Origin of the sequence: Streptomyces lydicus, from assembly GCF_000717345.1 — a bacterium.
GTDB classification, from domain to species: domain Bacteria; phylum Actinomycetota; class Actinomycetes; order Streptomycetales; family Streptomycetaceae; genus Streptomyces; species Streptomyces lydicus.
In genome coordinates this window covers 201,602-220,165 of record NZ_JNZA01000002.1, presented here as the reverse complement: position 1 = coordinate 220,165, position 18,564 = coordinate 201,602, and the positions used below count along the sequence as shown (strand labels likewise).

At 72.5% G+C, this 18,564-nt stretch carries 14 protein-coding genes; 5 read left to right on the top strand and 9 right to left on the bottom strand.

Features of this window, described 5'->3' with window-relative positions:
- Positions 1–109: 109 nt before the first annotated feature.
- Positions 110–1,543 (bottom strand): Gfo/Idh/MocA family protein, encoded by a 1,434-nt coding sequence (locus tag OO62_RS02475; RefSeq protein ID WP_033265438.1) that lies wholly within the window; start codon positions 1,541–1,543, stop codon positions 110–112.
- Positions 1,544–1,886: 343 nt separating this feature from the next.
- Between OO62_RS02475 and OO62_RS02470 the strand changes: the two genes are divergently transcribed.
- On the top strand, positions 1,887–3,257 hold the full coding sequence (locus OO62_RS02470) for an alpha-amylase (protein WP_033265437.1): 1,371 nt from the start codon (positions 1,887–1,889) through the stop codon (positions 3,255–3,257).
- A gap of 96 nt (positions 3,258–3,353) precedes the next feature.
- On the opposite strand, the gene OO62_RS02465 is transcribed toward OO62_RS02470, so the two are convergent.
- Positions 3,354–3,836, bottom strand: a complete 483-nt coding sequence (locus OO62_RS02465) for a MarR family winged helix-turn-helix transcriptional regulator (protein ID WP_033265436.1) — start codon at positions 3,834–3,836, stop codon at positions 3,354–3,356.
- A 96-nt stretch (positions 3,837–3,932) separates the two neighbouring features.
- Between OO62_RS02465 and OO62_RS02460 the strand changes: the two genes are divergently transcribed.
- Together OO62_RS02460 and OO62_RS02455 are read left to right on the top strand one after the other, a co-directional pair.
- Positions 3,933–5,753, top strand: coding sequence for an ABC transporter ATP-binding protein (locus OO62_RS02460; RefSeq protein ID WP_033265435.1), 1,821 nt, complete (start codon positions 3,933–3,935; stop codon positions 5,751–5,753).
- 87 nt (positions 5,754–5,840) lie between these two features.
- Positions 5,841–6,215 (top strand): DoxX family protein, encoded by a 375-nt coding sequence (locus OO62_RS02455; RefSeq protein ID WP_033265434.1) that lies wholly within the window; start codon positions 5,841–5,843, stop codon positions 6,213–6,215.
- Positions 6,216–6,239: 24 nt separating this feature from the next.
- On the opposite strand, the gene OO62_RS02450 is transcribed toward OO62_RS02455, so the two are convergent.
- Positions 6,240–7,418: an SGNH/GDSL hydrolase family protein gene (locus OO62_RS02450; RefSeq protein ID WP_033265433.1), complete on the bottom strand. Its 1,179-nt coding sequence runs from the start codon at positions 7,416–7,418 to the stop codon at positions 6,240–6,242.
- Positions 7,419–7,565: 147 nt separating this feature from the next.
- Positions 7,566–10,796 carry a beta-galactosidase, LacZ type gene (gene lacZ / locus OO62_RS02445; protein WP_033265432.1) on the bottom strand — a complete coding sequence of 1,077 codons (3,231 nt, stop codon included), beginning with the start codon at positions 10,794–10,796 and terminating at the stop codon, positions 7,566–7,568.
- A 189-nt stretch (positions 10,797–10,985) separates the two neighbouring features.
- Between lacZ and OO62_RS41500 the strand changes: the two genes are divergently transcribed.
- Entirely contained in the window at positions 10,986–11,618 is a 633-nt protein-coding gene (locus OO62_RS41500) for an NUDIX hydrolase (protein WP_078616986.1), read from the top strand.
- Here the strand turns inward: OO62_RS41500 and OO62_RS02435 are convergent.
- From OO62_RS02435 to OO62_RS02415, 5 genes are all read right to left on the bottom strand, one after another.
- Positions 11,512–12,246, bottom strand: coding sequence for a hypothetical protein (locus OO62_RS02435; RefSeq protein WP_051732560.1), 735 nt, complete (start codon positions 12,244–12,246; stop codon positions 11,512–11,514). The genes OO62_RS41500 and OO62_RS02435 overlap by 107 nt on opposite strands.
- A 76-nt stretch (positions 12,247–12,322) precedes the next feature.
- On the bottom strand, positions 12,323–13,717 hold the full coding sequence (locus OO62_RS39880; protein WP_228332582.1) for a prenyltransferase/squalene oxidase repeat-containing protein: 1,395 nt from the start codon (positions 13,715–13,717) through the stop codon (positions 12,323–12,325).
- Positions 13,718–13,851: 134 nt separating this feature from the next.
- Positions 13,852–14,526: a LutC/YkgG family protein gene (locus OO62_RS02425; RefSeq protein ID WP_033265431.1), complete on the bottom strand. Its 675-nt coding sequence runs from the start codon at positions 14,524–14,526 to the stop codon at positions 13,852–13,854.
- A complete protein-coding gene (locus OO62_RS02420; protein WP_033265430.1) occupies positions 14,523–16,025 on the bottom strand; it encodes a LutB/LldF family L-lactate oxidation iron-sulfur protein in 1,503 nt (500 codons plus the stop codon). Before OO62_RS02420 ends, OO62_RS02425 begins: the two co-directional genes overlap by 4 nt.
- Entirely contained in the window at positions 16,022–16,774 is a 753-nt protein-coding gene (locus tag OO62_RS02415; RefSeq protein ID WP_033265429.1) for a (Fe-S)-binding protein, read from the bottom strand. The genes OO62_RS02420 and OO62_RS02415 overlap by 4 nt, the downstream gene beginning before the upstream one ends.
- A gap of 133 nt (positions 16,775–16,907) precedes the next feature.
- Between OO62_RS02415 and OO62_RS02410 the strand changes: the two genes are divergently transcribed.
- The gene (locus OO62_RS02410; protein WP_033265558.1) at positions 16,908–18,266 is read left to right on the top strand and encodes an MFS transporter; all 1,359 of its coding nucleotides are present in this window, start codon (positions 16,908–16,910) and stop codon (positions 18,264–18,266) included.
- Positions 18,267–18,564 lie beyond the last annotated feature (298 nt).

Here is an 18,564-nt window from a genome sequence, read left to right as displayed (position 1 = left end):
ACCGCCCGCCGGGCCCCGCCGGCCGGGGCCGCGGTCGGGCAGCGGTCTGCCGCTACGCCTCCGCTCCCGGCTCCGCCCTGCCTACGCCGCCATCCCTCCTCCTCCGCGCCTACTCCTCCGGCTTCTGCGAATCCATCCCCGGCCGGGACTTCTTCCACAGTCCGCGGGTGAAGTCGGGAATCTCCTGCGGGGCGCCGTGCGCCCTGAGGGACCGGTCGCTGAGCGGGACCGGTGCCGTCCAGGTCGCCGCGTCATAGACGTCGAAGTCCGGCAGCAGCCCCAGCCGCATGCACTGGATGAGCCGGAAGACCAGCATGTAGTCCATGCCGCCGTGCCCACCGGGCGGGTTGGCGTGCTCCTTCCAGAGCCAGTGGTCCCACTCCGCGTACTTGCCGAAGTCGCCCCACTCGTCGTTGTGCTGGTCCGGCTCCAGATAGATCCGCTCCGGGTAGTCCTCGAAGAGGCCCTTGGTGCCGCCGAGGCTGTTGATCCGGCTGTAGGGGTGCGGGGTGGAGACGTCGTGCTCCAGCCGGATCACCCGCCCCTTCGCGGTCTGCACGAGGCTGATCGTCCGGTCGCTCTCGATGTACGACTCCTTCCAGCTGGGGTCGTTCGCCGGCATGTGCTCCTCGCGGTACGCGGCGAGCCCGAGGGCCGGCGTGCCGACGCTGGAGATGCGCACCGCGCGGTCACCGCGGTTGATGTCCATGTAGTTGGCGACCGGACCGAACCCGTGGTTGGGGTAGAGGTCGCCGCGCAGCCGGGTGTGCCACAGCCGGCGCCACGGGCCCTCGTAGTACTTGGGGTCGAACATCAGGCCGCGCAGATCGTGGATGTAGGCACCCGCACCGTGCAGCAGCTCGCCGAACAGCCCGGCGTGCGCCATCCGCAGCACCCGCATCTCGTTTCTGCCGTAACAGCAGTTCTCCAGCTGCATGCAGTGTCTGCGGGTCCGCTCGGAGAGATCGACCAGCTCCCACAGCTGCTCCAGGCGCAGGGCGATGGGGCACTCGACGCCCACGTGCTTGCCGTTGAGCATGGCCGTCTTCGCCATCTCGAAGTGCCAGTCCCAGGGGGTGGCCACGTAGACGAAGTCGATGTCGCCGCGCTTGCAGAGATTTTCGAAGTCGTGGTCGCCGTTGGTGTAGACGGCGGGCGCGGGCTGACCGGCGGCGGTGACCTTCTTGGCGGCCTTGGCGGTCTTCTCCTTCACCGGGTCGCACAGCGCGACGACGCGGGTGCCCGGTACCGCGAGAAAGAGGTCGATCATGCTGCCACCGCGGTTGCCGAGGCCGATCATGCCGACGCGGACCGTGGAGCGCCGCTCGAACGGCACCCCGATCATGGTCTTGCCCTTTGCCGCGGGGACGGCGTCGGCGGCTGCCGCGGATCCGGCCGTCCCGGGCGCGGCCGCTGCGGCCTGACCCATCGTCAGCCCGCCGAGTCCCAGCCCGGCGCCCGCCGCGCCGGCGGTCCACAGGACCGAACGGCGGCTGGGCCCGGCCTCGTTGGGGTCGTGGTTCTGCGGTTGTGCCTCGTTCATCGGTCCTCCAGGGGAACGGTGGTGCGCCGGGGCATACGTGAACCTCGGTGAGGACCTTGTCGGCCGCGGGCCGGTGGCACAAGAGGGCCGATTGGACTCTCGTGACGGCAGGCTTGGACTCTTCGTCGTCCTTCCTCCCGGCAGCGACGGCACGGTGCGGCAACGCCGTACACCCGCCCGCCAGTACCTTTCGCAAGTCGCTGAAAAGTCTTGCGGAAAGGGTTGACGTGTCCACGAGGTGAACGGCAGGCTCCTACGGAAATCCCCCCATGGCGGCCTGGCGCGTGGCTGCTCTCGTGGGCGCGGTGCGGTGCTCCGCGCCCCATGACGAAGGAGCCGCAAGATGCAGCAACGTTCTCGTGTGCTGGGCGGGACGCTGGCCGGGGTCCTGGCCGCGGCCGGCCTCGCCGCCCTCGCGCCGTGGCCCTCCGAGGCCGCGCCGCCCGGTGAAAAGACCGTCACCGCCACCCTGTTCGAGCGGAAGTACGTGGACGTCGCCAAGGCGTGCACCGATCAGCTGGGGCCGGCCGGCTACGGCTACGTCGAGGTCTCGCCCGCCACCGAGCACATCCAGGGCAGCCAGTGGTGGACCTCCTACCAGCCGGTCAGCTACAAGATCGCCGGACGGTTGGGCAACCGGAACGCGTTCGCCTCGATGGTCAGCGCCTGCCACAGCGCGGGCGTCAAGGTCATCGCCGACGCCGTCATCAACCACATGGCGGCCGGCTCCGGAACCGGCACCGGCGGCACGCAGTACACCAAGTACAACTACCCCGGTTTCTACCAGGACTGGGACTTCCACGGCTGCCGCAAGAGCATCTCCGACTACACCAACCGCGACGACGTCCAGAACTGCGAACTGGTGGGCCTCGCCGACCTCGACACCGGCAGCGACTACGTCCGCACCACGCTCGCCAAGTACCTCGACGACCTGCGGTCGCTGGGCGTGGACGGCTTCCGGATCGACGCCGCCAAGCACATGTCGGCCACCGACGTGGCGGCCGTCAAGGGCAAGATGCGCGACCCCGGCTACTGGGTCCAGGAGGTCATCTACGGCGCCGGCGAGGCGGTCCGGCCGGACGAGTACACCGGTATCGGCGACGTCGACGAGTTCCGCTACGGCAGCCACCTCAAGAACGCGTTCCAGGGCGGCAACATCGCCCAGCTCAAGTCCGTCGCCGACGGCAAGCTAGGCAGCGACAAGGCCCGTACGTTCGTCGACAACTGGGACACCGAGCGCAACGGCTCGACGCTCACCTACAAGGACGGCGCGGCCTACACCCTCGCCAACGTCTTCATGCTCGCCTCGCCCTACGGCTCGCCGAACGTCAACTCCGGGTACACCTGGACCGACAAGGACGCGGGACCGCCGAGCGGCAGCGACGGCTGGACCGACGAGCACGCCAAGCGGGAGATCACCGGGATGGTCGGCTTCCGCAACGCGGTCGGCTCGGCCCCGCTGACCGACTGGTGGGACAACGGGGGCAGCGCGCTCGCCTTCGCCCGGAGCGGCAAGGGTTTCGTCGCCGTCAACAACGGTGACGGCCAGATCAGCCAGACGTTCTCCACCTCGCTACCGGCCGGGACCTACTGCAACGTCGTCAAGGCCGCCCCGGACAACTGCGCCGGCAACACCGTCACCGTCGGGGACGACGGGAAGGCGCAGCTGACCGTCCCCGCGAAGAGCGCCGTGGCGCTGCACGTCGCGCGCTGAGGACGCCGGACCGGCCGGTGCGGACCGGCCGCGTCGTCAAGGAGTGCCCGGAGGGTCGAGGAGCATCCTCGGCCCTCCGTCGCGTGGTCCGTGCCGTTACCCGGCCGGCCGGTTGCCGTCGGACCGGTGCGGCTCTCCCGGCCCGTCGACCAGGGTGGACAGCAGGCCGCCCAGCACCTCGCGCTGTTCGGCGGTCAGCGGAGCCAGGATCTCCTCCGCTGCGGCCCGTCGCGCGCCGCGCAGCGCGCGCAGCGCGGTCCGCCCGGTGTCGGTCAGCTCGATCCGCACCACCCGGCGGTTGGCCGGATCCGGCACCCGGCGCACCGCACCGTGCGCCTCCAGCCCGTCCACCAGCGTCGTCACCGCGCGGGGTACGACCTCCAGCCGCTCGGCGAGGTCGGCCATCCGGGGCGGGGTGCCGCGGTAGTGCGCGACGATCCGCAGCAGCCGCGACTGCGCGGGGGTGAAGGGGATGTCCAGCGGCGCCAGGTGGCGCTTCTGGGCGCGGTGCATCCGGCGGGTCAGCCGTACCAGCTGCTCGGGGAGGTTGGTGCCGGCCGTGGGCTCGGAGGAGGGCATGTCCGGAGAATAGCAGGACCTGGTTCATTGTGAGTATAGGTAACAATGAGCTAGGCTCCGTAAGGTCCCGCTCTCCCTCACCCCTCGTAGGAGCCCATGCGCAGCGACGAACCGAACTGGACCCCACCGCCCAAGGACCCCGATGCGCCGGTCCAGCTGCGGCGGATCCTCGCCCTCTTCCGCCCCTACCGCGCCCGGCTGACCCTGGTCGGCCTGCTCGTCGGCGCCTCCTCGCTGGTCTCGGTCGCCTCGCCCTTCCTGCTCCGCGAGATCCTGGACGTCGCGATCCCCGGCAGACGCACCGGACTGCTCACCCTGCTCGCCCTCGGCATGATCGCCACCGCCGTCACCACCAGCGTCTTCGGTGTGCTGCAGACCCTGGTGTCCACCACCGTCGGCCAGCGCGTGATGCACGACCTGCGCACCGCCGTCTACGCCAAGCTCCAGCGGATGCCGCTGGCGTTCTTCACCCGCACCCGCACCGGCGAGGTCCAGTCCCGGATCGCCAACGACATCGGCGGCATGCAGGCGACCGTCACCTCGACCGCGACGTCCCTGGTCTCCAACCTCACCTCGGTCGTCGCCACGGTCTGCGCCATGGTGGCGCTCGACTGGCGGCTGACCGTCGTCTCGCTCCTGCTGCTGCCGCTCTTCGTCTGGATCAGCCGCCGGGTCGGCAACGAACGCAAGAAGATCACCACCCAGCGGCAGAAGCAGATGGCCGCGATGTCCGCGATGGTCACCGAATCGCTCTCGGTCAGCGGCATCCTGCTCGGCCGCACGATGGGCCGCGCCGACTCCCTCACCAAGAACTTCGCCGACGAGTCCGAGCGCCTGGTCGACCTGGAGGTCCGGGCCAACATGGCCGGCCGCTGGCGGATGGCCACCATCGGCATCGTCATGGCCGCCATGCCCGCCCTCATCTACTGGGCGGCCGGCCTGGTCCTCCAACTGGGCGGTCCGGTCTTCTCCCTCGGTACCCTCGTCGCCTTCGTCTCGCTCCAGCAGGGCCTGCTGCGGCCCACCGTCTCCCTGCTGTCCACCGGCGTGCAGATGCAGACCTCGCTCGCGCTCTTCCAGCGCATCTTCGAATACCTCGACCTGCCGGTCGCCATCACCGAACCCGCCGACCCGGTCCGCCTCACCGCCCCGCGCGGCGAGGTCCGCTTCGAGAACGTGACGTTCCGCTACGACCCCGAGGCGGAGCCCACCCTTGACGGCATCGACCTCACCGTCCCCGCCGGCGGCAGCCTCGCCGTCGTCGGCCCCACCGGCAGCGGCAAGAGCACCCTGAGCTATCTCGTCCCGCGCCTCTACGACGTCACCGAGGGACGGGTCACCCTGGACGGCACCGACGTCCGCGACCTCGACTTCGACACCCTGGCGCGCGCCGTCGGCGTGGTCTCCCAGGAGACCTACCTCTTCCACGCCTCGGTCGCCGACAACCTCCGGTTCGCCAAGCCCGACGCCACCGACGACGAGATCGAACGCGCCGCCAAGGCCGCCCAGATCCACGACCACATCGCGGCCCTGCCCGACGGCTACGACACCCTCGTCGGCGAGCGCGGCTACCGCTTCTCCGGCGGCGAGAAGCAGCGCCTCGCGATAGCCCGCACCATCCTGCGCGACCCGCCGGTACTCGTCCTGGACGAGGCGACCAGCGCGCTCGACACCCACACCGAACACGCTGTCCAGCAAGCCATCGACGCGCTGTCCGAGGGCCGCACCACCCTCACCATCGCGCACCGACTCTCCACGGTCCGGAACGCCGACCAGATCGTCGTGCTGGACGCCGGCCGGATCGCCGAGCGCGGCACCCACGACGAGCTGCTCGCCGCCGACGGCCCCTACGCGGCGCTGGTCCGGCGTGACGCACACCTCACCCCGGCCGGCGATCAGGTGATGACCGCTAAGTAACTCACCGGTAAGGTCGTGTTCGCGGCGGCCAGTTAGCCGGTCGGGGCGGCCGCCGCACCCCTTCCTCGTCCAACCCGGGAGCTCTCCATGGTGGCCGACGGCCGTTCCGCCCGCGCGCTCGCCCGACTGCTGGCAGGCGCCGGAACGCTGCACTTCCTCGCTCCGCAGCCGTTCGACGCGTTGGTGCCCCGCCGGCTGCCGGGCACCCGGCGCGCCTGGACGTACGCCAGCGGCGCCGCCGAACTCGCCGTCGCCGCCGCGCTCGCGCTGCCCCGCACCCGCCGGGCCGGTGCGCTCGCCGCCGCCGGACTGTTCGTCGCCGTCTCCCCGGCCCACCTCAAGATGGCCCGCGACTGGCGCGACCGCCCGGCGCCGCTCAAGGCCCTCGCCTACGCCCGGATCCCGGCCCAGCTCCCGCTGGTCGGCTGGGCGCTGCACGCGGCCCGGCAGGCCAAGGGGTAGCCGCTCCCGCGCGTGCCGCCCCGGTCACAGCGCCGCGAGATCGACCGCGCCGGCCATCACGCGATACCCCTCGTCGTTGGGGTGCTTGTGGTCACCGCTGTCGTACCCGGGCGCCAGCGCGTCCGGATCGGCCGGGTCGGCCAGGACCGCCGCGAAGTCGGCCACCGCGTCGAACGCGCCCGCGGTACGCACCCACGCGTTGACCGCCCGCCGCTTCGCCTCGGCGGCCGGCGTGTGGTACTCGGACCCCTTGAACGGGGTGATGGTGCCTCCTGTGATCCGCACCCCCGCGGCGTGCGCCGCCGCGATCACCTCCCGGTACCCGGCGACCAGCTCCGCGACGGACCGGTCCGGGTTCGGCCGGTACGTGGGCAGATCGACCTCGCTGAACCCGATGTCGTTGAGGCCCACCAGGACGACCACGGAGCGCACCCCGGGCTGTTCGAGCACATCGCGCCGGAAGCGGGCGCCGGCCCGCTCACCGAACCACGCCGAATCGCTCAGCAGCAGATTCCCCCCGATGCCCTGGTTGAGCACCGGCCGCCCGGTGCCCCGTTCGGCCAGCCGTTCGGCCAGCGCGTCCGAGTAGCGGTGGTTGCCGTCCACGGTCGAGGCGAACCCGTCGGTGAGGGAGTCGCCGAAGACCACCACCGTGTCGCGCCGGGCCGGCCCGCCGTCCGCCAGCTCGACGGCGGAGAGGTAGTACCAGGACACCGTCGTCTCGTCGAACACCGCCGGATCGGCGGCGGCGAGCTGGTCGCCCTCGGCGCGGTAGGCCGTCGCGTACGCCTGCGCGTGGAAGGTGGCGGGCCCCGTCGGCCGCGCGAAGTGCAGCGTCACGGTCAGCGACTCGAAGGGCGCCACCCGCACCTCGGCCGCGTCACTGCGGACCTCACCACCCGCCGGGATCCGCACCGCACCGGCACCCCCGAAGGTGAGCCGGCGGACCGTGCCCTCCCGCACCGCCGCGCCCCGGTCCGTCACGGCGAGGGTGGCGCCCGCCACCTCCAGCGGGGCGGTCCCGTACCGGTTGGAGAGCGTGATCCGGGCCGCGGTGCCCGCCCCGGTGACCCGGACCACCTGGCGTACGGTCTGGTCCGCGAAACCGTCCAGCGCCCAGTTCTTGTGGAAGCCCTCACTGGGCCGCTGCACGGCTGCCGACCAACCCGCCTTCCACACAACGGAGTTGCTGTTCCCGGTCATGATGTTGCCGCCTCTCTGCCGATCGCCCGGTGGCGATGACCGAGAGTCTGCTGCGGGACGCGAGGGCCACCCAGCCCTCTGTGCTGCGTAGGCACCGGATGCCTACGCACGTCAGGGTCACCCTCGCGCCGCCCGCACCGGGAGGCGTCAGACGGGCGACAGTCGGTACCCGTAGCTGTACGTCCGGTCCGCGTGCAGCAGGTACTTCTCCAGCGGCGGCGCACCCCACGAGTCGTTGCCGCCCACACCCATCTGCCGGTGGTTGACGCCCAGCCAGGTCTCCCCGTGGCGGGCCAGCTCGTACGGGTGGCGCGGCCCGTCCAGGTCGAAGGGCGTGTGGTGCAGCGCGCTGAGCTCCAGCAGCGGGGCGTCCGGGCCCGGCTCGGCGCAGATCCGCAGCCCGCTGCCGTCCCGCCCGGTCAGCGTCGCGGTACGCACATCGGTGACGTTGCCGGTCTGCTGGGGACGCACGTACGGGCCGTACTGGGCGTCGACGGTACTGCGGTAGCGGCCGACGAACGCCGCGGTGCGCCGGTCCCAGTAGTTCTCCTGCGGGCCCCGGCCGTACCAGTCGAGGGCGGTCAGACCGGCCGGGACGGTCAGCAGCGCACCGACCATCGGCAGATCGGGCAGCGCCGGGCCGGGCCGCAGGGTGTGCCGCACGCGTATCCCGCCGTCGCCGCGCACGGTCAGCACGGTGTCCCAGCGGGAGGCGGCCGGGGAGGTGGGCAGGGTGGCGGTGATCTCGATGACGACCTCGGCGGCGGACGGCTGGGACACCCGGACGCCGGTGACGGTGCGCCCGGCGCCGGCGTCGCGCCAGGTGCGGAGCTTGTTCTGGGCGCCGCGGCCGATGTCGTTGTCGGTCGGGCCGCGCCAGAAGTTGGGCACCGGACCACCGGTGAGCAGGGTGCGGCCGCGGTACCGGTAGGAGGTGAGGGTGCCGCCGGCCTTGTCGAGCACGAGCTCGATGTCCCGGCCGTGGACGGTGACCGAGGCGCCGGTCTCGGTGAGGGTGAGCGGCGGCAGGCCGGTGGGGGAGGGGGCGGCGGGGGCCGGTGTGTGCCAGGGCAGGGCGAACTGCTCGGCGGCGACGCTGTGCCCGGCGTCCGCCCAGCGGGTGGCCCGGCGCAGCACGAACGAGAGGTTCAGCCAGTACGCGGCGCCCGGCTCCGGGTGCGCCGGGCGACGCAGCGGCAGCTCCACCGTCGCCCGCCCGCCGGGGGCCACCTTCGGGGCGGGCAGCGTGCCGTGCTGGACCCGCTCACCGTCGCGGGTGACCTCCCAGTGCAGCTCGTAGGCGTCCAGGCCCAGGAAGAGCTGACGGTTGGTGACCTCGATCCGGCTGACCGTGTCGTCGGCGGCGGCCATCCGCACCGCCTGATAGACCTTCTTCACCTCGTGGATCGCCGGGTGCGGCACCCGGTCGGAGGAGACGATGCCGTTGCAGCAGAAGTTGCCGTCGGTGGGATAGCCGGGCTTCCAGTCGCCTCCGTAGGAGAGGTAGCTGCGCCGCGGATCATCCGGGACCGGGCGGCGGATCGCCTGGTCGACGAAGTCCCAGATGAAGCCGCCGTGCAGGTTGGGGTAGCGCTCGATGACGTCCCAGTACTCCTGGAAGTTGCCGGTGCTGTTGCCCATGGAGTGCGCGTACTCGCACAGGATGAACGGCTTGGGGTTGCCGGACTTCCCGTACGCCTCGACCTCGTCGGGCTTCGCATACATCTCGCTGTGCAGATCGGCGACGTCGTTCATGCCCTCGTAGTGGACCGGCCGGGACGGATCGCGGTGGTGCGTCCAGTCCGCCATCGCCCGGAAGGTGCTGCCCCGGCCCGCCTCGTTGCCCAGCGACCACACCACCACACAGGGATGGTTCTTGTCCCGCTCGACCAGCGAACGCATCCGGTCCAGACAGGCGTCGGTCCACTCCGGCAGGCTCGCCGGCAGCCGGTCGCGGACGCCGTGCGACTCCAGATTGGCCTCACCGATGACGTACAGGCCGTATTCGTCGCACAGGTCCAGCCAGTCCGGGTGGTTGGGGTAGTGGGAGGTGCGGACGGCGTTGATGTTGTGCTGCTTCATGATGCGGATGTCCTGCAGCATCCGCTCCCTGGTGACGGCCTGGCCGTGGTCCGGGTCGGACTCGTGGCGGTTGACGCCGCGGAAGACGATCGGCTCGCCGTTGACGGTGAAGGTGCCGGGCCCGTAGGCGATGCTGCGGAAGCCGAGGCGGGTGCGCTGGATGTCGACCGTACGGCCGGACGGGTCGGTGAGGGTGACGACGAGGGTGTAGAGGTGCGGTGCCTCCGCCGACCACAGCGCCGGGGCCTTGACCGTGGTCCTCGGTGCGACCGTGACGTCCTTGCCGCCGGCGAGGTCGACGGTCGCGGTGAGCGGCTTCGGCAGTACGGGACGGCCGTCGGCGTCATGGAGGGTGGCGGTCAGGCGGTACGCGCCGGAGGCGTGCCGCGCCCCGGGGGTCTGCCGTTCCCCGGCCCGGCGCGCGCCGCCCGCGCCCCGGTCCCGTACGGTCGCGGTCACCGTCAGGCCGGCGTCGCGGCCCGCCCCGTCGACGTCGGTGCGGACCTGGAGGTCCTGGAGGTGCACCGGCGGGATGGAGTAGAGGTAGACGTCCCGGAAGATCCCGGACAGGTCGATCATGTCCTGGTCCTCCAGCCAGCTGCCGTCGGACCAGCGGTAGACCTCGACCGCCAGGGAGTTCGTGCCGGGCTTCAGCCGGTCGGTGATGTCGAACTCCGCGGGGGTGTAGCTGTCCTCGCTGTAGCCGACCCGCTCGCCGTTCACCCAGACGAAGAACGCGGACTTCACGCCCTGGAAGGAGAGCAGGGTGCGGCGGCCGCGCCAGTTCCCGGGGACGGTGAAGGTGCGGCGGTACGAGCCCACCGGGTTGAAGCCGGCCGGCACGTGCGGCGGTTCCGGCGTCTCGTAGCCGACCCACGGATATCTGATGTTGAGGTAGATCGGCTCGGGGTAGCCCTCGATCTCCCAGTTGGCGGGCACCGTGATCCGGCCCCAGGCGCTGTCGTCGTAGCCCGGCCGGTGGAAGTCGCGCGGCCGCTCGTCAGGATTCTTCGACCAGTGGAAGCGCCAACTGCCGTTCAGCGAGCGGAAATAGGGCGTCCGGCCGAGGTCGCCGGCCAGTGCCGCACCGGTGTCCGGGTAGGGGATGAGCCGCGCCCGGGCCGCCTCGCGGTTCACCTGGAAGACCGTCGGCTGCGCGTTCCACTCGCCGCCCTCGGTGCCCGCCGCCGCGGCCTCGGCCGCGAAGGACTGCTTCTGTGCGGAGAAGGCCGCCCAGCCCGCGAGCGCGGTGCCGGCGGCGAGGAGCGACCGGCGACTCACACGGTGTGCGTTCATTCGACAGCTCCGAACGTAAGGCAACAGGAAGCAGCAGGATCGAACATGGCGCGCGCCCAATACAAGCCCCCCGCACGCCACTTCGCCCCCCGCCGTACGGCCGTGACCGGTCCGACCGCAGGGCTCCGCCGGTACGGTGGACGTCCGCCACGGGCCTGCCGCCCGTCCCTTCGGATTGCGAGACGTCCGATGAAACAGCCCACAACCCATCTGCATCTGGCCGCGGCGGTGGTCGTGCACAACGGCCGTGTGCTGATCGTGCGCCGCAGCTTCCGCGAGCGCTTCCTGCCCGGCGCGTGGGGCGTGCCGTGCGGCAAGCTGGACCGCGGGGAAAACGCCGAGAGCGGCGCCCTGCGGGAGCTGAAGGAGGAGACCGGACTCCTCGGCGCCATCGCCGCGCACACCGGCTCCTCCAGCTTCCTCAGCGACTACCAGGGCCGCCGCGTCCACAACCACCAGGAGAACTTCCTCGTCCGCCCGCTGACGCTGGAGGTCGTGCTGCCCAGCGCCGACCAGGTGTTTTGCTGGGCGCGGCCGGGCGAGCTGGCCGGCGCCGGAGTCGACGCCTACAACCTCGACGTGATCCGCCAGGCCCTCGCCGTACGGCCGGCCGCGGCCGGACCGCACGCCCTGACGGCCCGCTTCGGACCCGCCGGCCAGGCCCTCGCACCAGGGTCGGTCCGGGCATCCGGCCAGACCCTGGCATCCGGCCCGTTCAGCAGCCCAACGAGCGGGCCAGAGCGTCCAGTTCGGCGCGATAGACGGCCGTCGACAGCGGAGTCTTGGGCGGCGGAGCCGCGCGCCCGGCGCCGCCGCCCCTGACCGCGCGCCGGCCGCCCGCCGCCCCGTCCCGCACATAGACATCGGTCACCGCGCGCTGCGGCACGGTCTCCAGGAACAGCGTCACCGCCGGCTCCTCGCTCACGACCCGGTGCAGCGTCCGGGCGTCCAGGCCGTAGCTCCGCCCCGGCCCGTACCGCTCGGTCGCGGTCAGCCGCAGCCGCGCCGCGCCGACCCGCCGCAGCCGCCAGGCACCGCCCGGCCCGTCGATGGTCTCCCGGTACGCGGTCGCGGGCACGCCGTCCGCGGCCCGCTCGTAACACTCCATCCGGACCCCGCCACGCACGACGGCCGAGGCGATGGCGCAGCGGTGGTTGTGGATGTCCTCCGGGGCCGGGCCGGCAGCGCCGTGCCAGAAGTGCACCCGCAGCATGAACCACGGCGCCCCGGGCAGCAGCAACAGCTTGTCGAAGCCCAGCACATGGCGGTACGAAAGGCGGGTGCACTCCGCCAGATCGAGATCACCGGCGGATAATCGGCGCACCAGCGGACCGAGCGTCCCGGGCCTGGCCAGGTGGGCGATCACCTCCCGCGCCGTCTCGGGGGACGGGGGCCCCGGCCCGCCGCCCAGCCGGTCCGCCAGCAGCCGCCGGGCTTCCTCGACCTGCATCTCCGCCTCCCGTCCACCGGGAGCGCCGGCCCGCGGCGCACCCCGACCCGGCGCACCCGGCCGGTGCCACGCCGTGTCACGGCCGGTGCGCCATCAGCGCGTACCGCCGCAGCACCGACAGGCCCTGATACGCCATCCACACCGGGTGCCCCATCGGGCCGTCGTCCCACCGCCACACCCCGCCCTGCTGCATCCCCCGCACCCGCGCCACGGCGGCGGACAGCTGTGCCTGCCACACCGCGGTCCCGGCATCCTCCGCGGCGATCTGCCGCGCCCCGTCCGACATCAGCGCCCGGGCCACCCACGCCGCCCCGAAGTGCCGTACCGACAACAGCTCCTGGTGCAGCGGATCCTGCTGGCCCGGCCGGCGCACCTCCTCCTGGCAGTTGTCCAGATCGGACCCGCCGCCGGACGGGGACGCACCCGCCAGCAGCCAGCGCACCCCTTCCTCGCGCACCGCGCGCTGCCGGGCGTCCTCGCCCAGCACCCGCGCGGCCCGGTCCAGCGCCACCACCGCCCGCGCGGTGTGCGCCGCCGACGGCGCCGGATTGCCCAGCCCGGTGGCCAGTGCCGCGCCCCAGCACCGGTGATGGCCGCGCCCCGGGTCCGCGGTCGCGCCGTTGACCAGCACCTCGCGCAGCCGCCCCAGCGCCGGGGAGCCGGGCGACGCGCGCAGCAGCCCGCGCAGCACACTCGTCACGACATACGTATTGGCCAGCCCCGGCACATCGTGCGCGGGGTCCAACAACGCCTCGCAGCACTGGATCTCGGCCTCCAGCAGCCGGGGGTCGGCGCCGGCCCGCGCCAGCGCGCCCAGCACCGTCGCGGTCACCTCGGGACGCGCCCCGCTGCCCTGCGAACGGGCGGCCCACCCACCACCGGGCAGCCGCAGCCGCCACAGCGTCTCGGCCACCTCACCGGCCCGTATCCGGCCGTCGTACGGGGTGAGGTCGAGCAGCAGATGCAGCCCGTACGCCGTACCGAACGCCGTCGGATGCACCGGTGGACGACTCTCGGCGAGGGAGTGCGGCCAGCCCGTCAGCGGACCGCGGCCGGGCACCTCGACCACCGTGAGACCGCGCCGCAGCGCCTCGTACGTGCCGTCCATCAGCTCGGGCAGCGACGCCGAACCGGCCGGCGGAAGCACGGGGCCGGCCGGCGGCGCCGGTGGGAGCGCCGCGGCGCGGGCCCGCAGCAGCGCCGCCGCCAGCCACACCACCGCGCCGACCGCGGCGCCGGCCGTCGCCGCGACGCAGTAGCGCGCCGCCTCGCCCGTCAGCCCCTGCGGCAGGATCCCCAGCAGCGTCTGGAACACCGCGAACGCGGCGGCCGGCACGCCCAGCCGCCCCAGCCAGGTCAGCAGCCGGGACGGAGCGGAGGGCCGGGCCGCGCCGGGCGGTGGCCCGGGAGTCCGCGCGGACGAACGGCCGGCCGGGCCGGAACGCCGTGGTGGTAACGCCTGCCGCAGCATCCTCCGCTCCCTCCCCCCCCGGGCGCGCGCCCCGCACGGCGTGTGCGAAGGACATCCCGATCAGTGTAGGAATCCCCACTGACAACGGGGTCGCACACCTGTCGCAGGCCAGGCCCGGCCACCGGGGTCCGCTCTCAGCCCGGCTCCCCGGACACCGACAGCAGGATCACCTCCAGCGTCCGCGGCCCGTGCACCCCCTCCACCCGGTCGAGTTCGATGTCGCTGGTCGCGGACGGGCCGGAGATCCAGGTCAGCGGCCGGTCCGGCGCCAGCCGCGGCAGCGCCTGCGGCACCGAGCCGACGACCTGGTCAGGGACCCGGACCACACAGACGTGATGGTCCGGCACCAGCGTGATCCGCCGTCTGCCCTGGTCGGGGCCGGCATCCAGGACCAGCGTGCCGGTCTCCGCGATCGCCACCGCACAGCCCGTCACCACACTGTCCACCGCATCGAGTTCGGCCGGTGTGAGGGCGGCCCGGTCCGCGACCCGGGTGAGTCCGGAACCCGCCGCCAGGGCCACGTCCAGCCAGGAGGCCGGCAGCCCCCGCGGCACCACCACGCTCCGCGCCCCGCGCTCCGCCAGCAGGCGGGCGATCAGCGCCGGAAGCCCGGCCGCGTCGCTCCGGTGCACGACGGCCCGGTAGTCCACGAGGTTCTCCGCGAGCAACTCGACGGTCTGCGCCGTCGTGCGGGACCCGTGCACCCGCCGGTAGTCGCGCACCACCGGCGGCTCGTCCCGCCCCGCATCCCGCGGCCCCTCCGCCAGCGCCCGGCGCACCCGCCCCAGCACCACGTCACGGCTGCTCACTCGCCCGCACCCCGCTTCCCCGTCGGCCCGCTCGGCGACTCCCCGCGGGTGCGTCGCCACCAGTCGCGGAACGACTCGGCCGGCACCGTCGGCAGCGCCCGGGTCCGCGACCACGCCCGCCCCGGCCCCGGCAGCCGCCGCGGATGCAGCCGACGGGTCCGGGCCGCCAGCCGCATCCCGCGGCGCAGCACCCCCGGATGATCGAACGTCCAGGCCGCGGCGCGCATCGCGGCCCGTTCCGCGGCGTGCCCCTTGGCCGGTTTGACGACGGTCCGCGTGCCGCCGCGCGTTACGGGCCCGCCCTCCACCACCCGCTCCCGCAGGTGCACCAGTACCTCGGGAATGTCGATGGCGACCGGGCACACCTCGTAGCAGGCCCCGCACAACGACGAGGCATACGGCAGCGACGCCTCCAACGGACCCTGTATCCCGCGCAGTTGGGGCGTGAGGATGGCACCGATCGGCCCGGGGTAGGGCGAGCCGTACGCATGCCCGCCGGCCCGCTCGTACACCGGGCAGACGTTCAGGCACGCCGAGCAGCGGATGCAGCGCAGCGCCTGCCGGCCGACGGTGTCGGCGAGGGTGTCGGTCCGCCCGTTGTCGAGCAGCACGAGGTGGAAGGTCCGCGGCCCGTCCCCGTCCGTCGTGCCCGTCCAGGTGGAGGTGTACGGATTCATCCGCTCGGCCGTCGACGAGCGGGGCAGCAGCTGGAGGAAGATCTCCAGGTCCTGCCAGGTCGGCACCACCTTCTCGATCCCGACGACGGAGATCAGCGTCTCGGGCAGGGTCAGGCACATCCGTCCGTTGCCCTCCGACTCCACGACCACCAGCGTGCCGGTCTCGGCGACCATGAAGTTGGCCCCGGAGATCCCCACCTTGGCGGACAGGAACTTCTCCCGCAGGTGCAGCCGGGCCGCCTCGGCCAGCTCGGCGGGGGAGTCGGACAGCCCCTCCGGCGCCGGCCGCCCCCACCTGCCCATCTCCCGGCGGAAGATGTCACGGATCTCGGCACGGTTGCGGTGGATCGCCGGGACCAGGATGTGCGACGGCAGATCGTCGCCGAGCTGCACGATCAGCTCGGCCAGATCCGTCTCGTAGGCGCGGATACCGGCGTCCTCCAACGCCTGGTTCAGCCCGATCTCCTGCGTCGCCATCGACTTGACCTTGACGACCTCGCGCTCACCGGTCTCCCGCACCAGCGCGGTGACGATCCGGTTGGCCTCCTCGGCGTCCGCCGCCCAGTGGACCTGCCCGCCCGCCGCGGTGACCGCGGCCTCCAACTGCTCCAGATAGTGGTCGAGACGGCGCAGCACCCGGTCCTTGACGGCGGCCCCCGCCGCCCGCAGCTGATCCCAGTCGTCCAGCTCGGCGACCGCCTTGGCCCGCTTGTCGCGGATGGTGTGGGTGGCGTGGGTGAGGTTGGCGCGCAGCTGGGTGTCGCGGGTGGAGACGTCCGCCGCCCGCGGGAAGGCCGGCATGCCCAGATAGGTGCCGCTCACAGCACACTCCCTTCCGTACTGGCCAGGATCTCGGCGATGTGCACCGGGCGGACCGTCGAGCCCTGCCGGGTGAGGGTCCCGCCGATGTGCAGCAGACAGGAGTTGTCGACCGTACAGACCGCCTCCGCGCCCGTGGAGACGATGTGCCGGACCTTGTCCGCGCCCATCGCCGCCGAGACCGCCGCGTTCTTCACCGCGAAGGTGCCGCCGAACCCGCAGCACTCCTCCGCGCCCGGCAACTCCCGCAGTTCGAGCCCCTTGACGTGCTGGAGCAGCCGCCGCGGCCGGTCGCCCAGCCCCAGCACCCGCAGACCGTGGCACGTCGGGTGGTAGGTGACCGTGTGCGGGTAGTAGGCGCCGACGTCCTCCACCTTCAGCACGTCCACCAGGAACTCGGTCAGCTCGTACGTCTTCGGCACCGCGAGCGCTGCCGCGTCGGACAGCTCCCGCCCGCGCCCCTCGGCCGCCGCCTTCGCCCCGATCCGCGGATAGTTGTCCCGCACCATCGCCGCGCACGAACCGGACGGGGTGACCACGTAGTCGTGCTCCCGGAACGCCCGGTCGAAGCGGCGCACCAGCGGCTCCGTCGCCTGCCGGTATCCGGTGTTGAACTGCGGCTGGCCGCAGCAGCTCTGCTCCTCGGGGAACTCGACCGTCACCCCCAGCCGCTCCAGCAGCGCCACCACGGCGCGGCCCGTCCGCGGCTGGAGCAGGTCGTTGATGCAGGTGACGAACAGTGCTACGCGCACGTTGCCATCTCCTTTCGGCCGGCTCGGCCGCCGGGCAGGCCCTAGCGTTCGTCCGCTTCCGCGGTACATGATCACCTGTCGGCTCATCCTGCCCCAGCAGCAGGCCCAGGAGAAGAACCGGGAGCGGAGGACCATGTCGAGTGCCGAATTCATAGCCGAGGACCGGGCGCCTGAGGGGGCCCGCCCACCGTCACGCGTGCGGCAGCTCGCCGCCGCCTCCATCGGCAACGCCGTCGAGTGGTACGACTGGTACGCCTACTCCTTCCTCGCCGTCTACTTCGCCGAGCAGGTCTTCCCGGAGAGCGCCGGCAACTCCCTGGTGCCGCTGCTGTCGACCTTCGCCGTCTTCGCCGTCGGCTTCTTCATGCGGCCGGTCGGCGGACTGCTGATGGGCGCCTTCGCCGACCGGCGCGGCCGCCGCGCCGCGCTGACCCTGACCATCCTCCTCATGGGCGGCGGCAGCCTCCTTGTCGCGCTCACCCCCACCTACGCGGCCACCGGGGTCCTCGGGCCGCTCGTGCTCGTCCTCGCCCGCCTCGTGCAGGGCCTGTCGGTGGGCGGCGAGTTCGCGGCGTCCACGACCTTCCTCGTCGAATCGGCCGGGCCCGGCCGGCGCGGGCTGTTCTCCAGCTTCCAGTACGTGTCCACGACCGTGGGCCAGTTGCTCGCCTCCGGCATCGCGGCGCTGCTCGCCGCACTGCTCACCGAGCAGCAGATGGGGGCCTGGGGCTGGCGGGTGGCATTCCTCGTCGGGGCGCTGCTGAGCCTGCTGGGCCTGTGGATCAGGCGCGGCGCACAGGAGACCCTCCCGCAGGCTCTCGACTCCTCCCGCACGTCCTCGACTCCGCTCGAACAGGGGGGACCCGCCGGGCAGCGGGCCGCCGCCCGCCCCGGCCTCTTCGAGGCGCTGCGCCGCCACCCCCGCCAGTCCCTGCTGATCTGCGGCATCACCGCCGGCGGCACCATCGCGTACTACACCTGGACCACTTACCTGCCGACCTACGCCCAGGTCAACGCGGGCTTCGACAAGGCCGATTCGCTCACCGTCGGCACCCTCTCGCTCGTCTTCTTCGCCCTGCTCCAGCCGCTCGGCGGGATGCTCTCGGACCGCATCGGCCGCAAACCGCTGCTGCTCGGCTTCTCGCTGGGCTTCGCGGTCCTCGCCGTCCCGCTGCTCCACCTCGTCACCGATTCCTTCGTCTCCCTGCTGCTGGTGCAGTGCGCGGGCATGGTGCTGCTCACCGGATACACCGCGATCGCCGCGGCGGTGAACGCCGAGGTGTTCCCCGCGCGGGTGCGGGCCGCCGGCATCGGCTTCCCGTACTCCCTCACCGTCGCCCTCTTCGGAGGCACCGCCCCCTACGTCGGCACCTGGTTCAAGGAGGCCGGCCACGCCGACCTCTTCCCCTGGTACGTGGCCGCGCTGTGCCTCGTGTCGTTCCTCGTCTATCTGACGCTGCCGGAGACCTCCCGGCAGAAGCTGGACAAGTAACCCCGCCGCCGGCCGCGGCCCGCATGCAAAGCGCCGCCCCTCCCGGGACAGGGAGAGGCGGCGCTTCGGTGCGAAGCCCGTCAGACGAGCCAACCCACGAAGTGGACGATGCCTGCAAGCAGGTTGGTGAGGATGTTCATCTGGCTGCTCTCCTTGTGCGGGAACGAGTGTGTGGGACCAACTCTCCGGCCCAGCAGGGGATGTCGACCGGAAGCGCCGTAACGGTCTGCAGCCCGTCGCTTGCGCCCCGTAAGCATCGCCCGAAGCGGACGGACCAGGTGCCACTTTCGGGTTGGAC

Excerpts from the sequence above, each read along its gene's own strand:
- OO62_RS41500 (WP_078616986.1), top strand. The coding sequence starts at position 10,986 with ATGAAACAGCCCACAACCCATCTGCATCTGGCCGCGGCGGTGGTCGTG.
- OO62_RS02455 (WP_033265434.1), top strand. The coding sequence starts at position 5,841 with ATGGTGGCCGACGGCCGTTCCGCCCGCGCGCTCGCCCGACTGCTGGCA.
- OO62_RS39880 (WP_228332582.1), bottom strand. The coding sequence starts at position 13,717 with ATGCTGCGGCAGGCGTTACCACCACGGCGTTCCGGCCCGGCCGGCCGT.
- OO62_RS02465 (WP_033265436.1), bottom strand. The coding sequence starts at position 3,836 with ATGCCCTCCTCCGAGCCCACGGCCGGCACCAACCTCCCCGAGCAGCTG.
- lacZ (WP_033265432.1), bottom strand. The coding sequence starts at position 10,796 with ATGAACGCACACCGTGTGAGTCGCCGGTCGCTCCTCGCCGCCGGCACC.
- OO62_RS02410 (WP_033265558.1), top strand. The coding sequence starts at position 16,908 with ATGTCGAGTGCCGAATTCATAGCCGAGGACCGGGCGCCTGAGGGGGCC.
- OO62_RS02435 (WP_051732560.1), bottom strand. The coding sequence starts at position 12,246 with ATGCAGGTCGAGGAAGCCCGGCGGCTGCTGGCGGACCGGCTGGGCGGC.
- OO62_RS02460 (WP_033265435.1), top strand. The coding sequence starts at position 3,933 with ATGCGCAGCGACGAACCGAACTGGACCCCACCGCCCAAGGACCCCGAT.
- OO62_RS02450 (WP_033265433.1), bottom strand. The coding sequence starts at position 7,418 with ATGACCGGGAACAGCAACTCCGTTGTGTGGAAGGCGGGTTGGTCGGCA.
- OO62_RS02475 (WP_033265438.1), bottom strand. The coding sequence starts at position 1,543 with ATGAACGAGGCACAACCGCAGAACCACGACCCCAACGAGGCCGGGCCC.
- OO62_RS02470 (WP_033265437.1), top strand. The coding sequence starts at position 1,887 with ATGCAGCAACGTTCTCGTGTGCTGGGCGGGACGCTGGCCGGGGTCCTG.